This is a genomic window from Vibrio artabrorum, assembly GCF_024347295.1.
Taxonomy (GTDB): domain Bacteria; phylum Pseudomonadota; class Gammaproteobacteria; order Enterobacterales; family Vibrionaceae; genus Vibrio; species Vibrio artabrorum.
Map to the genome: position 1 here is coordinate 681,002 of NZ_AP025458.1, position 19,696 is coordinate 700,697.

21 protein-coding genes and 2 pseudogenes are annotated in these 19,696 nt (G+C 41.2%); 18 read left to right on the plus strand and 5 right to left on the minus strand.

Translation table 11 applies throughout. The annotated features are described in order from the left end of the window. Positions 1–10 precede the first annotated feature (10 nt). A complete protein-coding gene (locus OCU36_RS03100) occupies positions 11–196 on the minus strand; it encodes a hypothetical protein (protein ID WP_261838998.1) in 186 nt (61 codons plus the stop codon). A gap of 144 nt (positions 197–340) precedes the next feature. Here OCU36_RS03100 and OCU36_RS03105 point away from each other — a divergent pair, with 144 nt between their 5' ends. The 3 genes and pseudogenes from OCU36_RS03105 to OCU36_RS03115 all read left to right on the plus strand — a co-directional run. Beyond that, positions 341–1,234: a DMT family transporter gene (locus OCU36_RS03105; protein WP_261838999.1), complete on the plus strand. Its 894-nt coding sequence runs from the start codon at positions 341–343 to the stop codon at positions 1,232–1,234. Between the two features lie 212 nt (positions 1,235–1,446). After that, a pseudogene (locus OCU36_RS03110) lies at positions 1,447–2,365 on the plus strand (IS5 family transposase). A 345-nt stretch (positions 2,366–2,710) separates the two neighbouring features. Next, positions 2,711–3,471 (plus strand): annotated as a pseudogene (locus OCU36_RS03115) (IS4-like element ISPpr4 family transposase); the annotation flags it as partial. 53 nt (positions 3,472–3,524) lie between these two features. On the opposite strand, the gene OCU36_RS03120 reads toward OCU36_RS03115, so the two are convergent. The 3 genes from OCU36_RS03120 to OCU36_RS03130 form a co-directional block, all read right to left on the minus strand. Continuing rightward, positions 3,525–4,766 carry an integrase domain-containing protein gene (locus OCU36_RS03120; protein ID WP_261839000.1) on the minus strand — a complete coding sequence of 414 codons (1,242 nt, stop codon included), beginning with the start codon at positions 4,764–4,766 and terminating at the stop codon, positions 3,525–3,527. A gap of 678 nt (positions 4,767–5,444) precedes the next feature. Beyond that, positions 5,445–6,146, minus strand: coding sequence for a Fic family protein (locus tag OCU36_RS03125; protein ID WP_261839001.1), 702 nt, complete (start codon positions 6,144–6,146; stop codon positions 5,445–5,447). A gap of 140 nt (positions 6,147–6,286) precedes the next feature. Next, positions 6,287–7,093 carry a hypothetical protein gene (locus OCU36_RS03130; protein ID WP_261839002.1) on the minus strand — a complete coding sequence of 269 codons (807 nt, stop codon included), beginning with the start codon at positions 7,091–7,093 and terminating at the stop codon, positions 6,287–6,289. Positions 7,094–7,180: 87 nt separating this feature from the next. Between OCU36_RS03130 and OCU36_RS03135 the strand changes: the two genes are divergently transcribed. The 15 genes from OCU36_RS03135 (at position 7,181) to OCU36_RS03205 (ending at position 18,220) form a co-directional block, all read left to right on the plus strand. Beyond that, positions 7,181–7,912: a hypothetical protein gene (locus tag OCU36_RS03135; RefSeq protein ID WP_261839003.1), complete on the plus strand. Its 732-nt coding sequence runs from the start codon at positions 7,181–7,183 to the stop codon at positions 7,910–7,912. Between the two features lies 1 nt (position 7,913). Further along, positions 7,914–8,792: a GTPase family protein gene (locus OCU36_RS03140; protein WP_261839004.1), complete on the plus strand. Its 879-nt coding sequence runs from the start codon at positions 7,914–7,916 to the stop codon at positions 8,790–8,792. Between the two features lie 269 nt (positions 8,793–9,061). Then, positions 9,062–9,541, plus strand: coding sequence for a RadC family protein (gene radC, locus OCU36_RS03145; RefSeq protein ID WP_261839005.1), 480 nt, complete (start codon positions 9,062–9,064; stop codon positions 9,539–9,541). Further along, positions 9,541–9,975, plus strand: a complete 435-nt coding sequence (locus tag OCU36_RS03150) for a DUF2787 domain-containing protein (RefSeq protein ID WP_261839006.1) — start codon at positions 9,541–9,543, stop codon at positions 9,973–9,975. The genes radC and OCU36_RS03150 overlap by 1 nt, the downstream gene beginning before the upstream one ends. Before the next feature lie 81 nt (positions 9,976–10,056). After that, complete coding sequence (locus OCU36_RS03155) at positions 10,057–10,752, plus strand: hypothetical protein (RefSeq protein WP_261839007.1); 696 nt, start codon at positions 10,057–10,059, stop codon at positions 10,750–10,752. A 107-nt stretch (positions 10,753–10,859) separates the two neighbouring features. Next, complete coding sequence (locus OCU36_RS03160; RefSeq protein WP_261839008.1) at positions 10,860–11,354, plus strand: DUF2787 domain-containing protein; 495 nt, start codon at positions 10,860–10,862, stop codon at positions 11,352–11,354. Between the two features lie 110 nt (positions 11,355–11,464). Continuing rightward, positions 11,465–11,713 (plus strand): hypothetical protein, encoded by a 249-nt coding sequence (locus OCU36_RS03165; protein WP_132981062.1) that lies wholly within the window; start codon positions 11,465–11,467, stop codon positions 11,711–11,713. 67 nt (positions 11,714–11,780) lie between these two features. Beyond that, entirely contained in the window at positions 11,781–12,395 is a 615-nt protein-coding gene (locus tag OCU36_RS03170) for a hypothetical protein (RefSeq protein WP_261839009.1), read from the plus strand. An 18-nt stretch (positions 12,396–12,413) separates the two neighbouring features. Beyond that, the gene (locus tag OCU36_RS03175; protein WP_261839010.1) at positions 12,414–12,854 is read left to right on the plus strand and encodes a DUF2787 domain-containing protein; all 441 of its coding nucleotides are present in this window, start codon (positions 12,414–12,416) and stop codon (positions 12,852–12,854) included. Between the two features lie 77 nt (positions 12,855–12,931). Beyond that, positions 12,932–13,876, plus strand: a complete 945-nt coding sequence (locus OCU36_RS03180) for an LPD25 domain-containing protein (protein ID WP_261839011.1) — start codon at positions 12,932–12,934, stop codon at positions 13,874–13,876. A 270-nt stretch (positions 13,877–14,146) separates the two neighbouring features. Continuing rightward, positions 14,147–14,815 (plus strand): metal ABC transporter ATP-binding protein, encoded by a 669-nt coding sequence (locus tag OCU36_RS03185; RefSeq protein WP_261839012.1) that lies wholly within the window; start codon positions 14,147–14,149, stop codon positions 14,813–14,815. 10 nt (positions 14,816–14,825) lie between these two features. Further along, positions 14,826–15,671: a metal ABC transporter permease gene (locus OCU36_RS03190; RefSeq protein WP_261839013.1), complete on the plus strand. Its 846-nt coding sequence runs from the start codon at positions 14,826–14,828 to the stop codon at positions 15,669–15,671. A gap of 17 nt (positions 15,672–15,688) precedes the next feature. Next, a complete protein-coding gene (locus OCU36_RS03195) occupies positions 15,689–16,576 on the plus strand; it encodes a metal ABC transporter solute-binding protein, Zn/Mn family (RefSeq protein WP_261839014.1) in 888 nt (295 codons plus the stop codon). A gap of 21 nt (positions 16,577–16,597) precedes the next feature. Then, positions 16,598–17,254, plus strand: a complete 657-nt coding sequence (locus OCU36_RS03200) for a DUF1007 family protein (RefSeq protein WP_261839015.1) — start codon at positions 16,598–16,600, stop codon at positions 17,252–17,254. A 15-nt stretch (positions 17,255–17,269) separates the two neighbouring features. Next, positions 17,270–18,220, plus strand: coding sequence for a nickel/cobalt transporter (locus OCU36_RS03205; protein ID WP_261839016.1), 951 nt, complete (start codon positions 17,270–17,272; stop codon positions 18,218–18,220). 420 nt (positions 18,221–18,640) lie between these two features. Here OCU36_RS03205 and OCU36_RS03210 read toward each other — a convergent pair whose 3' ends face one another. Beyond that, the gene (locus OCU36_RS03210; RefSeq protein ID WP_261839017.1) at positions 18,641–19,666 is read right to left on the minus strand and encodes an IS110-like element ISVisp6 family transposase; all 1,026 of its coding nucleotides are present in this window, start codon (positions 19,664–19,666) and stop codon (positions 18,641–18,643) included. Between the last annotated feature and the right edge of the window lie 30 nt (positions 19,667–19,696).

The following is a 19,696-nucleotide window of genomic DNA, read 5'->3' on the forward strand; positions in this document are numbered from 1 at the left end:
AGTCCTTATTCTATTGATTACTGTTTTTGTGCTGTTGCTTCACAACACTTAATTTTACACCATAAACAACAATCTTCACCAACGCACCAATTACTCGAAAAAATATATAAGCCAAAGATATAACTTCAATCAGAAGAAAGATAATTATTTTGATTCCAGCCCTAACTATTATTGTAAGTATTGATAACGTTTTCATGTTGTTCCCTAATTTCATTGGCATTTGAGTCTAGCTATCAACTCTTGATGCATATAGCGATAAGTAATCGGTCAGCCTAAATTTACTTTACCAATCAGTTTAGTTTAAGTAAAGTATGTTTAAGTAAACCTAATGGAGTGTGATATGAAAATTTTTCTGGCAATGTTAGCGCCTATTCTTTGGGGGACAACTTATGCAGTAGTGTCTTCAGAATTTGTTGGCTGGTCACCGTTTGCTTTATCAGTTTGGAGAGCGCTACCGGCGGGATTTTTACTCCTATTGTTAAAACCTACATTTCCAAAGTTATCTGAATTACCTGCTTTACTATTAATCGGATTTCTTAATATCGCTCTATTTTTTGGTCTGTTATTCGCTGCGGCAATGCAGATTCCTAGCACATTGGTTGGTGTTGGCATGGTCGCTTTACCTGTTGTTGGGTTAGCGATCATGGGAATATTTCACCAAGTTAAACCTTCGGTGATTCAATTGATATCAGCACTGGTTCTAATCAGTTGCTCTACGTATTTATTTACTACCAGTTCGGTTCCAATAAGCTTAAGTGCAGTACTTCTTTTAATTGGAGCTATGACAGCTTTAATTAGTGGGAGTGTCGTCGCAAAGCATGTTATGAAAAAAATACATTGGTGGAAGCTGCTAACTTGGAAGCTGATATTTGGCGGTCTTATCTTGATTCCGATGGCTTATTGGGAAATGTCATTAAGTGGGCAGTCTTATGTTAATGCAATTCCAATTAGTGTCGAGCAGTGGGCTGCGATGACCTGGTTAACTGTAGGGTTAACTTCACTGGCTTACGGTGCTTATATCTACACTATACCGATGATCTCAACTAATGAACTAAGCTTTTTTGGAACGTTGAATCCTATTCTTGCGATGATTCTTGGTGCTACCTTGATGGGTGAGTCATTTAGCGTAATCCAAGTTTTTGTCATGGTTATAATGGTAGCTAGCAATATTATTGCTCAGTTTTTTGAGTACCGGAAAAACTTGCCAACCGAACAAGTTATTATTAATTACTGACTCTACGCAGCATTTAAACAACATAAGTGAAAATGTAGTGACACGTTGAGTTTAGTCATCAGGCTAAAGGTTTTTGATACTCAAGGTTAATTCTCTAAATGTAAATTTAATAAAATAGTTGACAGGGTTTTCCGGCTTTGTTGCGTAATTCAATGGAACTAAATCAAGAACCTACGATCTGATCAGCTACCTCCACCCTCTCTCGTAGCCCTATGCCTAAGCCTCGTTACAAAACAACCAACTGGAAGCAATACAACCAATCACTCATTAACCGTGGCTCTCTGACCTTTTGGATTGATGAAGAAGCAATAAGCGGGTGGGCGCAAAGTAAACAGAATAAGCGCGGGAAGCCGCGTCGGTTCAGTGATTTAGCTATCACGACAGCACTCATGGTGAAACGAGTTTTTCTATGCCATTGAGAGCGCTTCAAGGATTTATCGACTCGATATTTAAGTTAGCCCATGTACCGTTAAGTTGTCCGCATTACACCTGCATAAGTCGTAGAGCCAAGCAAGTTGAGGTTTCATTTAAGACTAAAACGAGAGGAGCGATACAGCACCTAGCTATTGATGCTACTGGCCTTAAGGTTTATGGCGAAGGTGAATGGAAAGTCAAAAAACATGGGACGGATGGCAAGCGTAGAGTCTGGCGAAAGCTTCATATTGCCGTCGATACCAACACTCATGAGATCATTGCCGCCGAGCTAAGTTTATCGACAGTTACAGATGGAGAAGTACTCCCTAACTTACTGAAACAAACACGCCGAAGTAACCTTGAGGTGTCTGGTGATGGCGCTACGACACGAGAGCGTGTCACGCTGCTATTAAGATTAAGGGAGCCATTGCGCTTATTCCCCCAAGAGAAGGGGCAGCCTTCTGGGAGCGTGGTCACCTTCGAAATCTCGCCGTGGGTTGCCAGAAATTATACGGCTCAAATAAGTATTGGAAAGAGCGGTATGGATACCACAAACGTTCACTCTCAGAAACAGCGATGTATCGAGTTAAACAGTTGCTAGGAGGGAAACTGAGTTTAAGAAATTACAATGCACAGGTGGGTGAAACTTACGCGATGATAAAAGCGTTGAACAAGCTTACTGGGTTAGGTATGCCTGAAACTTGTCGTGTTGACTAAAAACCAAGCAAAACGGGTTGCTCTATCTCTAAATTTAATTACGCAACAAAGCCCAGTTTGTTGGATAACCGGTCCTTAACGAGTTAGCGAAATTATCTGTAATCAGCCGGTGATCTACTTTTTTCTAAGTTAAGTCAGAACTGGTGAGTGGAAATTTCTTTTTTCTTAAAAACAACGGTATTGCAATGAGATATGTGTTTAAGATATTAAGTTGTCATCGGAACATGCATTTACATTAATCGATATCGTCGAATTAATGTAAGGGGCCCTTCATAAAGAGCATAAGTATCTACACAGATTGGTCCCATATTGAGTAATCGATTTTATAAAGGGAACTGATCCAAAATTCAATGTTCAAGAGAGTCAAGACTCGCTAAACGGTATCAGACCATTGTTAAGGAACATGTGACTGTGAATTCGACTAATGTCTTTGCGGCTAAATCATTAGAGTACAATGTAATCTTGGGCTTTTACCCAAGCAACATGGCGCTTTACCACAATGAAAAAGGGACCTTTCCTATGCTGAATAGTCCGGAGAACTGGCTGGCAAGAGCTGTAGTAAAAGAGATTCAAAGTCTCTGTGTTCTATAGCTCATGACTGGTGTCGTATCAATTCTTCTAAATATCAGAGTAAGTTCGATAAGATTTGGATATAAGTTACAAGCCACTCTATTCGTTGACGCTGATACGGGGTGGTGTATTGCTCTGGCAGGTCTGAATTTATTGACTGAGAAAGGAATTTATCAATACCGGTCTGAGGAGATTCAACCGAAAAAAGCCATTTGGACTCACTTTTTGAAAGTACTCCGTAGTAAGAACAATTACGCTTAGATAAGCATTTAGTCTACGTTGTCGGCAGGGAAGTGGATTCAGCAAAAGATCTAAGCCGCTTAGGGTCTACATATTGGCTAACGCCAACAAAAAAGAATCCACCTTCCGTCATTAAGGGCAATTTAAAACGCCCGAATCAATTGGTCGAAATCTAAATCCAGATATCAAAGGGGTGTTTCAATACAATGGAGAGAAGGTTATTTTTTGTCGGAGATACGAAGGTTGAGTTACAGAGGAAGTCGGAAACGTTGGTATCGCGAGTTCAAGAAAGTCGACATGAAGTGTGAATATTTGAGCTAACCTTGGTGGTTAGCTCCTTTTTTATTTTTTATCCGACAGCTCGAAGTGTACGCGTACCTGTAACTGAAAGGTTACCTTGTGATGCGTCTGTTATGTGATTGCTCCACCAGGCCATTAGCTTTTTACGTCGGTCTAGGTAGTCAGCTCTGTTGTACGCTTTACGTACTTCATTTGAATCAATATGAGAGAGTGCAGCCTCTATAACGTCTGAATCAAACCCTTGCTCATTGAGCGTCGTACTTGCTAAAGCTCTGAGTCCATGTGCAACTAACTTCCCTTTGTAGTTCATACGCTTTAATGCCATATTTGCTGTTTGAGGGTTGATATGAGTCTTTGGATTTCTATCTGAAGGAAAGATAAACTCACGATGACCACTGATTGGTTGCATTACATCCAATAATCCCAAGGTTTGCTCTGTGAGCGGTATCACGTGTTCTTTGCGCATTTTCATACGCTCGACAGGTACCCCCCAACATTTATTATCAAAATCAATTTCATCCCACTTAGCTCCAGCAGCTTCATTTGGGCGCGACATAGTATGAAGTTGCCATTCAATAAGACATCGAGTCGTGAGTTTTATATTGGCTTTGTTAATGGCGAGCATTAAACCAGGTAACTCTTTCGGTGTTATTGTCGGCATGTGTTTTTTCTTCGGTGTTTCAAATGCCGCCTTTATACCGGTTAGGCGGTTTGCATCCACCAGCCCTGTATTCAATGCAAAGGTCATAATCTCATTGAGACGTTGAGAAAGCCGCTTGATGGTCTCTAAGTTACCTTTGTGGGCTAGAGGCTTCATTGTATCGATAGCATGCTGAGGGCGTAGCTCTGATACTGGATACGGTCCAAGAGCGGGGAAGATATGAAGCTTAAGAGAGCTCCAAATATCATCGGCATAGTTTGGTGTTACTTTTTTTCTTTTTATTTCGAACCAATCTTTAGCGACAACTTCGAGTGTTGCGCTACGGTGGCCTTGTTGCTCTAAAGCGATTTGTTCTCGGTGTTCTTTTGGATCGATATTATCCGATAGTAGCTTTCGTGATTGTGCTCTAAGTTCACGAGCTTCAGCTAGAGAGACTTCTGGGTAGCTACCAAAGCTTAGGGTAGTACGCTTTTTGGTGTATGGTCGATAGTAATCAAATAGCCATAGTTTTGATGAATTAGGCTTTATACGGAGGACAAGCCCTTGACCATCTCGCAGGTCATAAACCTTATCTTTTGGCTTCGCTTGTTTAATTTCCGTATTGGTTAGAGGTTTCGTTGTTCTCGCCATAGCAGTACCAAAGTTAGCATTATCGAATCGGTACTGCTAAGCGTACTGCTAAAAAAATGAGCTGTCCAGAACGAGATAGGACTAGTGTGCACGCTAAGTTATTGATTTAATTTTTATTGGGTATAAAAAAAGACGCCCTAGGACGTCTTTCTCTATGAATTGGTGGGCTGGCGTAATTTGACTTTAACTTTTAACTTTATGAATTATAAGGTTATTGCTCGATTTGAGTTTTATTTATGGGTAACGAATTGGGTAACAAGTGCTTAGGATGTTAAAAAACACTGTTAGACGTTATATGACATTGAGCCTGTTATACTGTACTTTTCTTGTTGTTTTTTGAACGACAATGGTTTGCTTACTCTAGTGCAGATTGTTCTCTGTTCAGCTCCCTCTTTCACAATTTTAACAGGGAGTTCAGTTCCTCAATCTTAAGCGTTTTACATCAAATCCTTAAACTCACTATTTAGCCTTTTAATTTCGATAATATTTTCAACTTGGCATGCCGAAGTTAAATTCATAAATGTAGTGAGCAAGTTGTCACTCACGCACCACATGGAAGCAGGAGTCCTGTTGGAACTTAAGGATCAATAAGTTAACTCAGATTTAACAAGATAAAAGATTGTGCTGGGTATGGCTCTAGGTACGGGAACAAAAAATTTCATCACTACACTGCTGAGACTAGAGCTTACCCACCTGAAAATTCTTCATCAGCTTTTCATCAATGCAACTACGTAAAAACTGATTCATAGGTTGCATATTGTTCGTTGTGTAGAAGTCCAACATCAATGTGTTGAACTCTTGCTGCCTTTTAGCTGGGACATTAATAATCGGATAGCCTTTACTTAATAAAATCCCATTCATCATAAACCGTCCCGTTCGCTTATTTACATCCCAAAAAAATTGGTTTCTAGCCATTTGTAAGAAAGCCGTGATAGCTCGATCGTAAACATCGAGTTGTACGAAAACATTAGCTTCTACTTCTAACCATTTTTCATCCAACTCACTTGGAGCTGGTGGTTCATACTCTGAGCCTGTAATAGACACATACCCTGTACGAAACTTACCCCACTCCAATGCTTCCTCTTCCGCTGCAATAGAATGAAGCGTTAAAGCAGTTTCTTTGGTAAACGAAAAACTGCCATTATTAACTAACTCAAAAATACACTGCCAAGTCTTGGCTTGGTTTTGAGCCATGTTTTGATCGCTGATCCTATGCCCACCAACCGTTACCCCATCAAGAATGGTTTGCACTTCCGGTAACGTCATAGCAACGCCTTCGAGATTAACAGCGTTATACACCAAAGAAGGGACATCACGTTTTGCTAGCTGCTTTGCAAGAGGAATATTGGGAGTCATCCCCCACTTAGTATCAGTACACATGGCTTTTCTATTTGTTATTGAGTCAGAACCCTGATTATACATTGATTACTCCGACTTAGTTAGCAACTAGGTTTATGAGTAGAACCGATTAAGGTTTAGCTAGACGGCTAGCATACTGCCACATATAGCCAACAAGAACTTTACGAGTAATATTGACGCTTAGCGTGAGATATCAGAGCAAGAGGAATGCTCATCGTTGCTTTCTGTGCTTGATTACGAGAATAACAGAGCTTTACACCCTCTGGTTCATCAAGGTTTAAGTGAATAGGCCAAATGACTTCTGTCAAAGGAGTGCTGTTCGTTTCTGTCTGATAAGTAATTTCTAACCATTGCTCGGTATATAAAGCACCAAGAATACTATCAAGCTCTGGCGTCATTGCCTGCTTGGACCAATGGTGAGCACTTTTCTTATCGACGGGTAGTTTATTTAACCAACGCTTATCTCGATTCCCATCATGCAGCTTTTCAAACTGCTCAAGATAAGGAGAAATCGCTTCAAGGAAACGACTTCTTACTTTGTCTGGTAAATAATGAAGAAGCATGTTTGAGGATAAGTAGGCGACAAGAGCCGCATGGGGAAAGCCTTCTAGATAATTAGCACGATATCGCACAGCATGAGAGGTTCCCACCGTCAGAACCTCAATACCCAATAACTCTTGTAAACGCCTATTCTTTAAGATCCGCCTAACGGAGTGATAACTCGCAGATGTACCACGAGAGATGACAGTATCAGCAAGAGCTTGGTAGCCTAATGGTTGAGATGTGTGCTTGGGAATGACATCACAAAGAGTCAGTAAGAGCTCCATCGTTTTGATTGGGTGTTTATCAGGCAAAGAAGTGCCATTTTCTATTTCAAAGATGGCTTCCCAGAGTAATGACTGACTTTGCACATTATGCAAAGTTGGTTTTTTACGACGGATGAGATGATTAATCGTGATGTTAATCACAACTTAAACCTTCAACGTCAGTGTTTGCAAATAGTGCAAAGCCAATATGTAGCCTGCTTACTTCTAATTTAGGTGTAAGAGGTTCTAATGAAAAGGTCAGGTTTATGGTTAACTTTATCTTTATTTATCCTACCAACCGCAAACGCATCAATTAAGAGTGATATTGAGCAGCAGTGGCGAGTAGCTAATGAAGTCGTTAATGATGAAAGCATAAAGGTAACGATACAAGCGGCTGATTTTAACGAGGACGGTGTCTTAGATTACGCAGCTTACAGTTCGTACTTTTGCGGTAGTCAAGGATGTATTTATGACATTTATTCAAAGATTAATGGGCAGTATTGTCAAGTAGGAAAATATGACCTTGATATTGCTCTATTTGAATATCAAGGGGAGTTTAAACAATGCAGCGACAACTTTCTCTCAGTAGCGAATCAAAAGCGTTCCCCTCAAGAGCCTAAAGCAACGGACAACCAAAAGAGTCACACTTCTGAAGCGGATACTAACTATCGCAATACAGGTTTAGTTTCAATCTCTCTAAAAACGACTTATGCAAGAGATATTACGCTTCGCCAAGTTCCAATCCCGACCCTGATTATTCAAGCTGTGACTGATTCCGTTACTTTGCAAGGAGTCACTATTAATAGAGGGCACTGTCCAACGATGAGTAAAACACTGGATGGTAGGCCACTTAGCTTTTTTCCTAGCTCACTGAAATTTGGCCAAAAGAAAGCAGTAGGGTTTCGATGCTCAATTGAGGACGTATTAGAAGTAAAGGTTCATACCAATCTTGGCAATGAATCTTTTGAAGTAACCGATTAATGTGAGGCTAGTAAGTACGATGATAATAAAAAATAACGAAAAACCTTCAGTAGAATCTCTTAAAGCTTTTGTTGAAGAGGTGAGAAATTTCAAGCCTAAAGTCGCGATAATGGGGAAGTCTGGAGCAGGAAAATCAAGCTTAGTCAACGCTCTTTTTGGGGAGTCTGTTTCAACGGTAAGTGATATTGGTACTGGAACAAAAGAAGTCAATTACTTTGATTATGAAGGTATCACATTAATCGACTTTCCGGGCTTAGCAGATCTTAATAAAGAAAATGAAGCTCAATTTCTCAAAATGTACGAAGAAGAATTGAGTGATGTCGATCTGGCTTTGTGGATTATTCCTGCTAATGACCGTGCAAATGCACCTGACATTGCAATATATGAGCAGCTTTTGAAGCCTGAGCGTGAAAGAATGCCAACGATGGTTATATTATCAAAACAGGATAATGTGGGTACACCACATAAAAAGTTCTGGGATGATGATGACTTCAGGCCTACCGATAAACTTGTTCAAGCTATTCTGGAAAAAGAAAATTTGTTATCAAATGAGTTCGATCTGTCTACTCGGTATATCTCATCTGTTGCTACAGAGTATGATGATGATACGAAAGTTTATCGCTCATTTAACTTGGATGGCCTTGTCAATAAAATCGTCAGCGTGTTGCCTAATGAAAAAAAGTATGCAATCACAAGAGAAGTCGATGATAAAAATGTAACTTCAGAAACACGAATAGCTGCTGAACAGGGGCTTTGGGAATCAATGAAAAGCTTTATGGGGGATGCGTTTGATAGTGCTAAGGATGTAGCTTCTGATATCATTATCGCTTCTCTTCCTAGCGCCCTTAGTTGGGTAACAAAGAAGTTTAAATTTTGGTGAACGATAATGTTTACACTGAATAATAAGATGTTAATGTGTCAAGTTTGCGGCAAAAAAGCCACTATAGAAGTCCTTTCATTTTGTTTATTGAAACTCACGAAGTGCCCCCACTGTGGTGTTCGAGGTAAGTTACTTCCGTTGCAGTAGTCACTATCATTATCAAAAAATAACAGGTCTATATTACCTAGGTGTATCTCTATTCTTAATCGCCCGTAACGCTCTTATGCGCTGCGGGCTTTTTTGTGCCTGTAACCTAAGAGGATTGACCTATGCCTACCCAATTACCTATTGCAACCTATGAGTTTCCTGTGCCTATTACGGCCATGCAAGTACTCGAAAAAGCCGCTGATATCTTAGCTCAAAGCTTTGAAGTCGGTGATACCTATACAAACCCCAATAACGTTAAACAGTTTCTCGGTTGTAAACTCGCTCATTATGAGCGTGAAGTGTTTGCCGTGATGTTTCTGGATAACCAACATCAACTGATAGCCTTTGAAGAGCTGTTTCAAGGTACGGTGGATGCCGCTTCCGTGTATCCCCGTGAAGTCGTGAAAGCCGCGCTTAAGCATAATGCCTCAGCGGTTATATTTTCACACAATCACCCATCTGGTGTCGCAGAACCATCTCAAGCGGATAGAAAGATTACCCGCCGTCTCGTCGATGCCTTAGCGTTGATTGATGTTCGTGTACTGGACCATATAGTGATTGGCAAAGAAAGCGTCTCTTTTGCCGAGCGAGGGTGGTTGTGATGAATACTGTTGCGTCTTGCTATGACAATGAGGTGACCTTATTGCCTTCATTGGTTGAGGGTTTAAGTGCGGCGCTGGACAGTGCCCCAATACCTATCAATGTCGATAAGCTCTCCATGAACTTTCGTCATACGCCTTACTATCAAACTCGTCGTGGCACTCACCCTGTTGAAGTGCGTTTAGAGCGTCATGACAAGCAGTGGCGTGTGGTGTTTATGGCCAGCTTTGCTTATTCCGATGAAACGCACCGTAGTGTGGCACCAGAGTTGTACTTTAACTTCAAACGCGGCTGGTTTTATCAGCCAGACATCAAAGGCTGTGAGCTGGCTAGGCCTGAAGTCATGGATGTCTTGCTCAGTTGGTCTCGGATGTTTTGTCGTCAGTTAAGGGATGAACACTTTGATGATGTGAGGTTTACCGAGGTGAAAACATGATGCGGAAGAGATCGTTTTTATTGAGGCGGCCTGTCATTCTGATGGGTCGTTTTTGTTATTTTGAAAGGGAGAGTATTCATCATGTCTTATGACATTGTGTATGAACAACTGGCACTTCGCGTGCCAGAGAAAGACATCGAGCAGCAGGTGCGTCAGTTATTTACTGAGCGCTTGAATCAAGACGTGACAGCCATTAGTGACCATCAGCTTAAGCAACGTCTGTATGAGCGTTATCAATGCCTATTGAGAAGCGATGACCTCATCATGCTTCACATGTTGATAGGCTGTAGTAATCTTTTTGACCCAGACACCAATAAGCGGTGTCGTGATTGGCAGTTTTGTGGTGTCGATACGCAACATAACCTGCTGGTGAAGTACGGCTGTGATTGGTCCGCGCAAGCTGAGTCGGGAGGGTTAAAACTTAATGGCCGTGATACCAAAGCCGAGGGGTGGATACGCGTTGTGCGTCAGACATTAGACCAAGCTCGTGACTATCGTGTGATGCCACATTGTCATCGTCTTTCTGTTTGGCTGCGCTCACCGAGAGAGGCAAACGAGCGGGATGCGTATGAAGTGCTGACTGCCCACCTACGGGACTTAAATGCAGTATGGCAAGATCGTGCACGTGGTGATGAAGACGGTTTTGATGTCTCCATCACGCCAATTTCGGCGTTTGAGATGTGGCTCTTTCAACAGTTAGTGACTCGTTACCAAGGCAAGTGTTGGTTCAATGGCTCTGCACCGCCTTACCACGCTGTGAAAAAGCACGCCATCTAGCCCTTAGTCACCTCGGTCAATGACCGCTTTATCATGAGTCGCTCTGGCTCGAACTCAACCGTTCTATTTTAAATTACCTTATCTTATTGCCTGTAGGAGGGCGCATTATGTCTAAACAATTGTTAATCCGAAGCCAAATAGGGTTTCTTACCACAAACGTCAAATCGTCATTGCTGCCTGTCTCTGATGCACTGACGCAATCTCTCGTGACAACACTGGCGCATCAATTAACACAAAATGATGAGCTTGCTGATTCACTAATTGATGCTGACGGTATCATCTTTAATTTTCGAGATGCCAGTTACAGCGCTGAAAAGGGCGGTTTTCATCCTGTTGAAATTTGTCTCAATAAACACAGTGATGGAGCATGGCATTATAGCTACATCACGGACTTTGCTTATATCGGCAATCACTACCCTGAACTAGAGCGAGGACTCGATTTTGATTTCAGCCGAGGAGAATGGTTTGCCCACCACCAGCAAGGCTGGGCACCCATTAAAGAGGACAGTGCAGCAAAAGAGCTGTATCAGCTTTGGGAGCATAACTTTCTGGCGTACATAGAGATGGAAGCCTATGACCACATCACAGTGAGCCGCCAGTGATAAAGCGTATTCACTCTAACCGTCACTACCCTAATCATAACAACACCCGATAAGGCCATCTCATCTCGAGGTGGCCTTTTCATTTCACTCAACAAAAAAAGGAGACACACATGTCTTGGTATCACACGGTAGGTAAAGCTGTCGCAGGAACGGCAAGCGTCGCCGGTATTATTACTGCCGCCCCGGTCTTTGGAGCCATTGGCACCATTACGGCCGCAGGGTTTGCGGTGTCAACCGCTATTGGCACATCAGCCGCATTGATTGATAAAGCGTTAGAGGAAGACCGTCCAGATGTACCGGACTATCCAACGCCACATCACCCATTAATTACACACGAGCATTACGACGAAGAGCGATGATACACGATTAAATCCATTCAGCCACAACCATCACGGTTGTGGCTTTTTCATTTTACAGGAGCCGATTATGTCCAGAGCCTCCAATATTGAAGCCGTCTTTCTATTATTAGCCCAACTTCCTACTCGTTACTCTAAATCATTAGAGAGCTTGTGTGATGTCTCACTGGCATTAGGAATAGGGAAATCCCCTGATACGATTCGACGATGGTTGAACATCCTCGTGGATTTAGGTTATGCAGAAAAAACGCAACAAGAGGGCAAAGACAGCTTTAAACGCACTACGCCATTGCCGTGGGTCACCGCGCAATACGACAGTCTAATTTTAACGCTCACCACTCGCTACTTTGCTTGCTTACTACCTGAACGCACCAAACAGCAATATCAATCCCTGTTTAAACAGAGTGAGATGGATACCCAAGAGAGTGACACGTATCGACAGTGGCTAAAGTGCATTGAGGTGGACTTACCTACAGAGCACATGAGTTACTCCCCACACCTTGTGACCATCAAGCAAGCACTCATCCAGAAACAGACGCTGCGTTTCACCCTCGTAGGCCAGTGCCTTAACACACTCCCCATCAAGCTACGCCTAAGTACTCAAGGCTTGAGCTTGTTCTATATCGATAACCAACAACTCAAACAGACACCGATGCTCGGTGTACTGGCTGTCTATGAGCCATAAGAGAAAAGGAAACCAAAGATGCTTAGCCAATCACCACTGATATCTTCATTTAACAAGGCAGCACTGCCTATCTCTCAGGCTCTTCTGGGGATACTCAATAGCGCTCTGAGCAAACACCCAGAGCTTATTGAGAGGCATCACATCATCTATTTTAGCAATAAGCACTATTGTGCTGAGCAGGGCGGTTATCACCCAATTGAGATTGCACTCGCGCAAGGCGGTCATAACTTCTATTCCATCCTTTGCATCACGGACTCTAGCTTCAATGGATACCCTTACCCAACATTGGAGCGAGATATTGAATTCGATTTCATTCATAGCACGGTTTTTACTCGATACTCCGGCATAAAGAGCATGTCCTCTCCCAACATCGTCAAGCTCTATGCCCTATGGGAATCAACATTCATCGCGAACTTTAGAGAGGGCGCCTACAACTCAATCGAGCTGCGCAGTCACTAATTCTCATCCGTTAACACTCTACAGGCCATCTTGTTTTCAAGGTGGCCTTTTTATTGATTCATCAACAGGACACCCTAATGCCAATCACAACACAAGAGAGTCACAATGGCTCATCCAGCAATCCATCCGGTTCATTACTCACGCCAGAGGAAAGTAAAATCAAACCGCTTTCGGTATTCGTTCATTGGTCAGAATCCAGAGCCTTTGATTCTGACACCGAGTATGATTTTGCAGATTTTGAAGCTAAAGCGTTAGAAGTGGCAAAGACCAATCCATTAGGCGGGTACGATAAAACCAAAGTGACGGTCACCTTTGATAATGACCACCAGCACGAATGTCGCTTAGATTTAGGCTGTGGGGGTAATGACCAAGGATTTGCGGAGCACTGTTTAAGTACGCTCAATTACTATCATGTACACAAAGATGAAGCAGATAAGCGATGGCTGCATGACAAGCACCACCAGCAGCTCAGCCGATTCATTAGGACGTACGCACTGGACTACACGCTCGTTGACTTAGGTCGTATGCAGATTAAACAGGTCGAAGCGCAAACCAAAGCTGAGGAGACGGCGAAAGAAGAAGCCAAACAAAAGGAGCGGGAAAAAGCATGGCGCGAGCACCAACAAGCAGAGGAGGCGTTTCAAGAAACTTTGGAAGTACCGATATGTGCTAAGGGCGTGATTGTTGCCACTCTCACCGACTATGACGCTGAAATCAGTGAGCCGTATGCAGGCGAGTTTCATACCAAAACTTTGAAGACCATCATACTGGCATGGTCGAAGCACAATCGACATCTGTTTTCGGAAATGCGTAAAGCGAGTCTGAATCACCCAGAGACGGTTTTTCTTAATGACAAAGAAAAAAGTGTGGAGCATCGAGAGCGGTTTTCAATGGGAGAGGGCTACTATCTGACCGACACCAAGTATCTGCGTTACGGCTGGAAGGTAAAGAAAATCAGCTTTTATCGAACAGAAAACAAGGCGCGATACGTGCCATTAGGGGAGGTGGCGATACCAGGATAAACAAAAGAGAGGCGATCAATCCGCCTCTCTCAGGAGTGGATTTTATGTATTATTGACATTTTCATGACATAGCAAGCTGGTAAAACTTCAAAATTATATATAATGTTATAACATAACAAAAGTGCTTAAGGTTTTATTAATATGGAGTGTGGTAATAATGATTAAGGTAGATAGAAACGTATTATCAATGTCTGGCTCGGTCCGTATCGGACTGCTGTCTCCTTTAATTATCTTGCTTTGGTTGGGTATCACTTGGGCCATCTCGTTAGCATGATTACTCTTCAAGATTTAGTGATTGGTTACCAAAATAACCCGCTGTGTTGCGCGATTAGTGGTCAGATCACACAAGGCAGTTTAACAGCGATTGTCGGTTGTAATGGTAGTGGTAAAACGACCTTTTCAAAGACACTATGTGGTCTATTAGCTCCTATAGAAGGCAGTATCAACTGTTCAATCGATTTGCATAAAAATTTGGCCTGGTTACCGCAACGCTCACATATTGATCGTGATTTTCCCATCAACGTTTATGAAGTGGTGGCAATGGGATGCTGGCCAAGAAAAGGAATCATAGATTGGTTATCTTCGGATAAAAAACGCATGTTTACTGCTTTAGAGCAAGTTGGCATCTCGCATCTTGCATCTGTGAGTATCAATTCTTTGTCTGGTGGCGAATTTCAAAGAATGTTATTTGCACGTATGCTTGTGCAAGACTTGCCAGTCATGTTAATGGATGAACCTTTTGCCGCGATTGATGAGCAAACCCAACAATTATTGTTAGCATTAATAATGAAATTGCATAAACAAGGTAAGACTATCATTGCGGTACTACACGATAGTCATATTGTCAGTAATAATTTTACGCAACTTATTAAGTTTAAACGTCAAGACAACCATCAACATGTGGAATTTAGTAAAATAATGCCAACTGTTGAAAAATAGTGAAATAACCATGTCTATTCATATTTTTGATGCTTATGTCCAATTTGGATTTATGCGCCGCTCTATCTTTGCGTGTATAGCTCTTTCATTAAGTTTGCCTCCTCTTGGTATCTTTTTGCTATTAAGAAGAATGAGCTTAGTTGGGGATGCTTTATCCCATGCGGTATTACCAGGTGTAGCCATTGGGTATTTATTTTCAGGTATGTCATTGTTATTCATGGGAATTGGTGGATTTATAGCTGGTCTGTTTGTGACCTTATTATCCGGAGTGATTAGTCGTAAATCTCGGTTAAATGAAGATTCTACGTTTGCCGCTCTGTACTTAGGTTCCTTAGCGCTTGGCGTTATATTAGTGTCTTACCGGAAAAACAGTATTGACTTACTGCATTTATTATTTGGATCATTATTAGCAGTAGATAACGGCTCGTTAATTTTTATTGGTAGTGTTGTTACGATTACATTACTTGTGATTGGTTTGTTATATCGTCCTATTGTTTATGAATCATTCAATAGTAGTTTTTTTACAATTAGATCGCCTCGGTATTCAACTTATATTCATGGCTTATTTATGGGTTTAGTGGTTTTAAACTTAATCGCTGGATTCCAAGTTTTAGGCACATTAATGTCGGTAGGTTTAATGATGTTACCGGCTATCTCTGCACGGTGTTGGACCGATAGATTAATAAACATGATGATCTTATCCGTTATTATCGGAATTTTAAGCTCATTAATTGGTTTAACATGGTCTTGGTATCAATCAATACCTGCAGGTCCTGCCATTATTTTATCAGCAACCGTTTTTTTTATTGTATCTATTCTATCCGGAAATAAAAAAGGCATATTAAGACAATCATAATCAACGAGAGAGAATCAATGATGAAAGTTACAAAAGCACTTAAATATCCAAGCGTGGTATTAGCCTTAGTTTGCAGCACCTCTGTAATGGCAAAGACTGTAAATACAGTGACAAGTTTTTCTGTATTAGGTGATATAGTTCAAGAAGTGGGTGGAGAACATGTACAAGTGCTCTCATTGATTGGCCCAGATAGCGATCCACATGTTTTTTCACCAACACCAAAAGACAGTGTGACACTAAATAAAGCTGATGTTGTATTTATTAGTGGCCTTGGGTTAGAAGGGTGGATTGAGCGTCTTGTAAAAGCATCAGGGTATAAGGGACAAGTGATCACTGCGTCAAACGGAATCCAGACTCGTAGTATGATTGATGATGGTAAAACAATTGTCGATCCACATGCTTGGAATAGTATGGCAAATGGCATCATTTATGCAACTAATATTATGAACGCATTAATTGCCGCTGACCCACAGGATGCAACTTACTTTAAAGAACATGGTCAAAACTATATTGCGAAGTTGACTAAGTTAGATAACTGGGCGAAGGATACATTTAATGCAATTCCAAAAGAAAAGCGTAGAGTGTTAACTAGTCATGATGCCTTTGGTTACTTTGGTGCAGAGTATGGCGTTGAATTCTTAGCGCCACAAGGCTACTCTACAGAGTCTGAGGCAAGTACTCAAAAAGTAGCCAGCTTAATTAATCAAATTAAAGCTAAAAGTGTAAATACCTACTTCATGGAAGATCAAACCGATCCTCGATTAGTTAAACAAATTGGTGCCGCAACAAATGCTAAAGAAGGTGGAAGCTTGTTCCCTGAAGCGCTGTCTACTACAGATGTTGCCAATACCTATGCAAAAGCATTTAAGCATAATGTCACAATTATTACTGATAGTATGAAATAGTAAAATAATATGGAATAAGTAATGATAAGTTCTGTCAAATGTACACAAATTTTGCATGTGAAAATTTTGATCGTTTTAATGAGTTTTATGTCGTATTCAGCTTGGGCACACCCTCATTCATGGATTGATATGAAAACACAAGTGTTAGGTAACAACCATACGGTCACAGGTTTTAACATGCAGTGGACTTTTGACCGAATGACAACAGCTTATTTATTTGATGGGGAGGATATGTCACCTTCCCATCAAAAACAGACGTTAAATAAGATTGCTATTTCTGTTTTAGAAAAAATGATTAAATCTCATTATTTTACCAATGTAACTGATAATGGGAAAAACATATCATTTCAACCAATCGACACCGGAAAACTTACAACGGATAAAGGTAAAGCAACACTTTATTTTATAATTATGCTAAAGAAACCTTATCAGTTTAATAACAATAAATTAAAAATACAGGTTTTTGATCCAACTTATTATGTAGATATTACTTGGAATTCACAGCATGAATTTGAATTGACCAAAAATTTAAAGTCACATTGCAATGTGCAACTGATTAAGCCGCACCCTACACTAGCTCAAATTAACCGAGCGATGACGTTACCCATTGATGAAAATCCAGATTATCAATTAGGTCAGATATTTACACAGACAGTTAATTTAACCTGCCAATCATAAAGTCTAGGGCATATTATGAAAATATATAATATAAAACCATTAGCTGTAGAAGAGCGTAAAGAAAGTGTGGTAAAACCAACACTCTTGATCACCAGTGTTTTAACGCTCTCTATTTTAGCACTTTGGCATTTTTGGCCAGTAATTTTAGTTAATAGCATTCATTGGCAGAAAGTATCGTTAGATTATTTAACTGATCAGTTTTACTCTGGAGATATGCATTCAAAGTTTGTTATCGTCGGTGTGTGCTTTTTGTATGGTGTTCTTCATGCACTAGGGCCAGGGCATGGCAAGGTTGTTGTGAGCACTTATTTAGCAACAAGTAATACGAAACTTAAAGCGGGTATTTTGATTACAATCTGTGCGGCAATTATGCAGGCGATTGTTGCGATTGTCTTAGTATCGACTTTTCTTTTTGTGTTGCAAAAAACGATGCATAAATTAAATGCGACCGTGAGTGATTTCGCTGTTTATAGTGGTTGTGTTGTCGGTGTTTTAGGTTTGCAGTTAATGTATAAAGCGATTAAATTATTTTATATAGCGCACTCAACTAAGCATATAACCCAAGCTAATGGTCAATGTAGTTGTGGTCATAATCATTCACCAGATCCTGAGGAACTCTCATCAGCATCTAACTTTAAAGAGTATTTTATGATTGTGCTGAGTATTGGATTGAGACCTTGCTCTGGCGCAATTCTAGTCCTGTTTTTTGCTCATTTGACACATGTTTTTTGGGTCGGTGTCATTGGTACTTTTTTGATGTCGATCGGTACTGCTATTACAACATCAACGGTAGCATTTTTAACTGTGTCAGGAAGAAAAATTATTCAAATCTATTCGAACTTTTCCTTCCAAGTAAACATTATAATCCCAATATTTATTAAATGTTTCGCAGGGTTGTTTTTTATTATGATTGCATTGGTGTTAATTTTTACACCATCGTATGGACTTTCTCCGATACTATCCTGATTAAACTTTACAATCAGAATGGTGAATTATAGTCTGGTAAGTTATTTAATGTAAATATTGTACTATTTTGGGTAAAGTTCATCATTAGCGGTTTATAACTGAGATTTTAGCTCTCGATTTCACTTTTAAGGCTTTTGATTGATCATTTATACGGCTACATGGATTCCCCCGGTTGTCAAACATCCGCTAAACTTATGTTGATGGGTTTTGGACTGCCGCTCTACATTCGGCCTACTTATCGACGATTCGCATACGTCGTGGCCCTGATGACTTGCGCGACTGCGGTGCCTTATTCGTTAGATGACATCTAGTGTGTCCGCCGCATTAACAGGCTCTCCGCAAGTGGTCTTAACCTATCTCCATCATTAGCGTCTGCAATGACCCGGTGGTTTTAACTCTTTATGCTGCTTAAGTTTCTACTTAAGCAGCATAGTTTTCATATTCGGTTTGATTGTGTAAAAGCGACCATATAATTCGTGCGTTCTTCGCGGCAAGTGCCACTATCGCTCGGTTCATTCCTCTTCGTTCTAGAACGCCTCGACACCACTGACTTAGCTTATCTTGCTTGTCGCCAAGGTTAGCAATGACTGTCCTTGCCCCGTGAACTAATAGTGTTCGCAAGTATTTGTCGCCGTGTTTGGTTATCCGACCTAAGCGAGGCTTTCCTCCCGTCGAATATTGCTTTGGTACGAGTCCTAGCCAAGCAGAGAAATCACGGCTTTTATCAAATTGAGAACCATTGCCTATCGAAGCAAGTATCGCAGTAGCGGTTTGCGGTCCAATGCCACGAACCTTCATCACTCGTTGAACATTAGCGCTGACCTTAGCAAAAGACTCGAAGACTTGTTCAGTATCGGCGATACGTTGATTCAACTCTCCAAGGTGGTGATAAGCATCGGCAATCACCGTTCTTGCGAGATGTGGCAGTTCATTTTCTGCATCTTCAAGGATTAAGGGAACGTGTTTCATTAATGAAGAGCGGCCAACAGGAATGATTAACCCGAACTCAGAGAGTAGGGCGCGCATGCGATTCATAAGGGCGGTGCGTTCACGAACCCAATGCTCTCTCATTCTATGTACCGATAAGATGGCTTGTTGCTCGGGGGATTTTACGGGTACAAAGCGAGTTGATGGACGCTGAACAGCTTCGCATATGGCAACAGCATCATTAAGGTCGTTTTTTCCTTTAGTTCGATAAGGAATTACGTATTTAACGGCCATAATGCGGGCGTCGTGCCCAAGTTTATTGAGTGTTCTTGCCCAATAATGTGCACCACCACACGCTTCAACGCCTATACGCATGAGTGGCATATTTGCTATTGTAGTCAGTAGTTTAGAGCGAGTTACCGACTTATGAAGTATGACCTTACCATTTTGGTCTACGGCATGAAGACTGAAGTGGTTTTTAGCTAGGTCGATACCGCAGAAATAAGAATAATCAGACATAGTGCCTCCGGTGCAATTAAGTACCACATA

Coding starts and splice junctions, on each gene's coding strand:
- OCU36_RS03100 (WP_261838998.1), bottom strand. CDS start 196: ATGAAAACGTTATCAATACTTACAATAATAGTTAGGGCTGGAATCAAA.
- OCU36_RS03105 (WP_261838999.1), top strand. CDS start 341: ATGAAAATTTTTCTGGCAATGTTAGCGCCTATTCTTTGGGGGACAACT.
- OCU36_RS03120 (WP_261839000.1), bottom strand. CDS start 4,766: ATGGCGAGAACAACGAAACCTCTAACCAATACGGAAATTAAACAAGCG.
- OCU36_RS03125 (WP_261839001.1), bottom strand. CDS start 6,146: ATGTGTACTGATACTAAGTGGGGGATGACTCCCAATATTCCTCTTGCA.
- OCU36_RS03135 (WP_261839003.1), top strand. CDS start 7,181: ATGAAAAGGTCAGGTTTATGGTTAACTTTATCTTTATTTATCCTACCA.
- radC (WP_261839005.1), top strand. CDS start 9,062: ATGCCTACCCAATTACCTATTGCAACCTATGAGTTTCCTGTGCCTATT.
- OCU36_RS03150 (WP_261839006.1), top strand. CDS start 9,541: ATGAATACTGTTGCGTCTTGCTATGACAATGAGGTGACCTTATTGCCT.
- OCU36_RS03155 (WP_261839007.1), top strand. CDS start 10,057: ATGTCTTATGACATTGTGTATGAACAACTGGCACTTCGCGTGCCAGAG.
- OCU36_RS03160 (WP_261839008.1), top strand. CDS start 10,860: ATGTCTAAACAATTGTTAATCCGAAGCCAAATAGGGTTTCTTACCACA.
- OCU36_RS03165 (WP_132981062.1), top strand. CDS start 11,465: ATGTCTTGGTATCACACGGTAGGTAAAGCTGTCGCAGGAACGGCAAGC.
- OCU36_RS03170 (WP_261839009.1), top strand. CDS start 11,781: ATGTCCAGAGCCTCCAATATTGAAGCCGTCTTTCTATTATTAGCCCAA.
- OCU36_RS03175 (WP_261839010.1), top strand. CDS start 12,414: ATGCTTAGCCAATCACCACTGATATCTTCATTTAACAAGGCAGCACTG.
- OCU36_RS03180 (WP_261839011.1), top strand. CDS start 12,932: ATGCCAATCACAACACAAGAGAGTCACAATGGCTCATCCAGCAATCCA.
- OCU36_RS03185 (WP_261839012.1), top strand. CDS start 14,147: ATGATTACTCTTCAAGATTTAGTGATTGGTTACCAAAATAACCCGCTG.
- OCU36_RS03190 (WP_261839013.1), top strand. CDS start 14,826: ATGTCTATTCATATTTTTGATGCTTATGTCCAATTTGGATTTATGCGC.
- OCU36_RS03195 (WP_261839014.1), top strand. CDS start 15,689: ATGATGAAAGTTACAAAAGCACTTAAATATCCAAGCGTGGTATTAGCC.
- OCU36_RS03200 (WP_261839015.1), top strand. CDS start 16,598: ATGATAAGTTCTGTCAAATGTACACAAATTTTGCATGTGAAAATTTTG.
- OCU36_RS03205 (WP_261839016.1), top strand. CDS start 17,270: ATGAAAATATATAATATAAAACCATTAGCTGTAGAAGAGCGTAAAGAA.
- OCU36_RS03210 (WP_261839017.1), bottom strand. CDS start 19,666: ATGTCTGATTATTCTTATTTCTGCGGTATCGACCTAGCTAAAAACCAC.